The organism is Roseiarcus sp., from assembly GCF_052145395.1.
Taxonomy (GTDB): domain Bacteria; phylum Pseudomonadota; class Alphaproteobacteria; order Rhizobiales; family Beijerinckiaceae; genus Roseiarcus.
Genome location: NZ_JBKQOT010000403.1, coordinates 1 through 3435, shown reverse-complemented (window position 1 = coordinate 3435; position 3435 = coordinate 1). Strand labels below are relative to the sequence as shown.

5 protein-coding genes are annotated in these 3435 nt (G+C 64.9%); 1 reads left to right on the top strand and 4 read right to left on the bottom strand.

The features are described from left to right. The 4 genes from ACLP25_RS13515 to ACLP25_RS13500 all read right to left on the bottom strand — a co-directional run. Window positions 1-411, bottom strand: a 411-nt coding sequence (locus ACLP25_RS13515; RefSeq protein ID WP_442469707.1) for an NAD(P)(+) transhydrogenase (Re/Si-specific) subunit beta, incomplete at its 3' end; no start/stop codon positions are given. Between the two features lie 5 nt (window positions 412-416). Continuing rightward, on the bottom strand, window positions 417-839 hold the full coding sequence (locus ACLP25_RS13510) for a proton-translocating transhydrogenase family protein (protein ID WP_442469706.1): 423 nt from the start codon (window positions 837-839) through the stop codon (window positions 417-419). A gap of 39 nt (window positions 840-878) precedes the next feature. Next, on the bottom strand, window positions 879-2006 hold the full coding sequence (locus ACLP25_RS13505) for a Re/Si-specific NAD(P)(+) transhydrogenase subunit alpha (protein WP_442469705.1): 1128 nt from the start codon (window positions 2004-2006) through the stop codon (window positions 879-881). 193 nt (window positions 2007-2199) lie between these two features. Then, window positions 2200-2568, bottom strand: coding sequence for a flagellar export protein FliJ (locus ACLP25_RS13500; RefSeq protein WP_442469704.1), 369 nt, complete (start codon window positions 2566-2568; stop codon window positions 2200-2202). A gap of 580 nt (window positions 2569-3148) precedes the next feature. Between ACLP25_RS13500 and ACLP25_RS13495 the strand changes: the two genes are divergently transcribed. After that, window positions 3149-3435: response regulator (locus ACLP25_RS13495; protein WP_442469703.1), on the top strand; the 287-nt coding region annotated here is incomplete at its 3' end.

The following is a 3435-nucleotide window of genomic DNA, read 5'->3' as shown; positions in this document are numbered from 1 at the left end:
GATGGCGAGGCCGAGCGACATCTCGATGATGCTGGCCGGGTGGATGCCTGCACCTTCCGAAATGCCGAAGGCCTCGGGCGCGTAGAGCGCGCCCGCCGCGACCAGGACCGCCGCGAGGCCGACCAGCGAGTGGAACATCGCCACCAGCTGCGGCATCGCCGTCATCTGCACGGTGCGAGCGCGCCAGGCGCCGATGCCGCCGCCGATGGCGAAGCCGAGGATGACGAGCAGCCACGAGAGGACGCCCGACGGGGGCTTGAGCGCCAGCGTGGTCAGGATGGCGATCGCCATGCCGATCATGCCGTAGCGGTTGCCCTGCCGCGAGGACGCGGGCGACGACAGGCCGCGCAGCGCCAAAATGAACAGGACGCCCGCGACGAGATAGAGGATGGCGGCGAGGTTGGGGTTCACGTCCGTCAGCCCTTCTTCTTGTACATGGCCAGCATGCGCTCAGTGACGAGGAACCCGCCGAAGATGTTGACCGACGCGAGGATGAGGGCGAGGAAGCCGACCAGCTTCGCGAAGCCGGAGCCGCTGTCGACGCCCGCGACGCCGACCGAGAGCAGGGCGCCCACGACGATGACCGACGAGATCGCGTTGGTGACCGACATCAGCGGCGTGTGCAGGGCCGGCGTGACAGACCACACGACGTAGTAGCCGACGAACACCGCAAGCGCGAAGATCGCGAGGCGGAACACGAAGGGGTCGATCGCGCCGCCCGAGACCGCATGGCCGGCGGCGGCGATTTGGTCGCCGTAAGCATGCGCCGAGCGGGCCGCCTGCTCGGCGGCGTCGGTTGCGGCTCTCAGTTTGGCGATGGCGGCGTCGAGGTTGTCCATCCGGTTCTCCGGTGTTCGGGTTTGGCTCGCGGGTCGGGCCTATTTGGGCAGGAAATTGGGATGAACGATCGCGCCGCCGCGGGTGAGGCAGGTCGCCTTGACGAGCTCGTCGTCCCAGTTGACCGCGAGCGCCTTGTTCGCCTTGTCGATCAGCGTCTCGACGAAGGCGTATAGGTTACGAGAATAGAGGGCGGAAGCGGTGGCGGCGAGGCGCGTGACGCTGGAATAGCCGATGATCTTGGCGCCGTTGTCGGTCGTCACGAGTTCGCCGGCCTTGGCGAGCTCGACATTGCCGCCGCGTTCGACGGCGAGATCGACGAGCACCGAGCCCGGACGCATCGACCGGACCATCTCGGCAGTGACGAGACGGGGGGCGGGCCGTCCGGGAATCAGCGCCGTGGTGACGACGATGTCCTGCTTGGCGATGTGCGCGGCGATCAGGGACGCCTGCTTGGCCTTGTAGGCGTCCGACATCTCCTTGGCGTAGCCGCCTGCGGTCTCGGCCTGCTTGAACTCCTCGTCCTCGACCGCGACGAACTTCGCGCCCAGCGACTCGACCTGCTCCTTGGTCGCCGGGCGCACGTCGGTCGCCGTGACGATCGCGCCGAGGCGGCGTCCGGTGGCGATCGCCTGAAGACCTGCGACGCCGACGCCCATGATGAACATCTTCGCCGCCGGCACCGTGCCTGCAGGCGTCATCATCATCGGCAATGCGCGGCCGTATTCGGCTGCGGCGTCGAGCACGGCCCGATAGCCGGCGAGGTTGGCCTGGCTGGACAGGACGTCCATCACCTGCGCGCGGGTGATGCGCGGCAGGAGCTCCATCGCGAAGGCCGATACGCCGGCCTTCGCCAGCGCGTCGATTGCCTCGACGTGACCGTAAGGGTCCATGACCGCGACGACCAGCGCGCCGTTCTTGAGGGCCGCAATCTCCTCCGGCTTCGGGCGGCGCACCTTGAGCACGACGTCCGCGCCAAGCGCTTCGGGGGCGGAGACGAGCCGCGCCCCTGCCGCTTGGAAGTCGGCGTCGGGGACGCCGGCCTCGACGCCCGCCCCATGTTCGACCGCGACGTCGGCGCCGAGGCCGATGAACTTCTTAACGGTCTCCGGGGTCGCTGCGACACGCGTCTCAGCCGGGTCTTTTTCCGCGGGCACTCCTATCAGCATGAAACCTTCCCCACGACCGTCTCTGAATGGCGGCTCCGCCGCTCCCGACCAGCTTCATCCCCACGGGGAAGGACGCCAGCCCTTCGGCGCGGCAATCCCATAGATCATCGAGGGCTTCACCGCAACGCGACAGCATCTCCGGCGCCGCTGCGGCGATCGGACGCAGGGAAGCGGCCGCGCCTGACGGGCGGGATCAGGCTCGAGCGGAGACGTCGACGGGCCGTTCGTTCGCCTTGTCGCGACTTTCGAGCGCCTCGACCTTGACGAGTTCGGCCTGCGCCTCGAGCTCGGCCGCTTTCGCCTCCTCGAGCTGAGCAGCGAGTTCGGCGACGGAGCTCTTGAGGTTGTCGCGCCGCGCCGACGCCGCGCGCGCATAGGTCGGATAAGCGAAATGACGGGGATCGCTGATGCCTGCGCGCTTCTCTTCGGTGGCGATCTCGCGGTCGAGCTCGCCCGAGATGCGCACGAACTCGGCGACCATCAGTTCGATCTGGCGGACGCGACGGCGCCTTTCCTCGAGCTGAAAGCGTTTGAGACGGATCAGCGTGTCCCGCGACTTCATTCCTGAACGCTCCTTGAAGAACAGCCGCCCGAAAGGGCGTCGAAATTCATGCCCGCGAGACCTCGGGACATTGGCGCCGGAAAGTTTCGCTTATCTTACCCGCTTCCGTTCCGGGAACGCTGTCCGCGGCGTGGGGCACCGGCCGGTTCGCGACCGGGAAACGAGAGGATTTGCGGCGGACGAAGGGGTTTAGCGTTTCCTTTACCCGCGTCGGCGACAATCAGCCGAAATTTCTTTGGGCGCCGGCGGGAATTCTTTGGCCCTGTTTTCAACAGGACGAAAACGCCGATCAGCAGGTGCAGAACCTCGAATCGGATGAATCTGTTACCAACCGTTCTTGATGTAATACTTTAAAAATTTTAATCTTGAAAAACGCTGATTTATCAGCAGGTTGTATTGTTGCTTGACTTAACGGCAGGGGCACTTGCAAGAAGGAAACACGATTTGTTAACCAATGGCCGCCACTCTTCGTTCGAATCAGTTTGGACTTCGGTCCGACTGCGCGCCCACGAGGGTTGGCTGTGAAAGCGACGTACAAAACCGCGGTCAAACGGCAAGAGGCGAGGCGGGGAGCCTAAACATGCGCGTATTACTGATTGAGGACGATGCGGCGACCGCGCAAAGCATCGAGCTCATGCTGAAGTCCGAAAACTTCAACGTGTATACGACCGACCTCGGAGAAGAGGGCATCGATCTCGGGAAGCTGTACGACTACGATATCATTCTGCTTGATCTCAACCTGCCGGACATGTCGGGCTACGAAGTCCTCCGGTCGCTGCGGGTGACGAAGATCAAGACGCCTATCCTCATCCTTTCGGGCATGGCGGGCATCGAGGACAAGGTCAAAGGCCTCGGCCACGGGGCGGA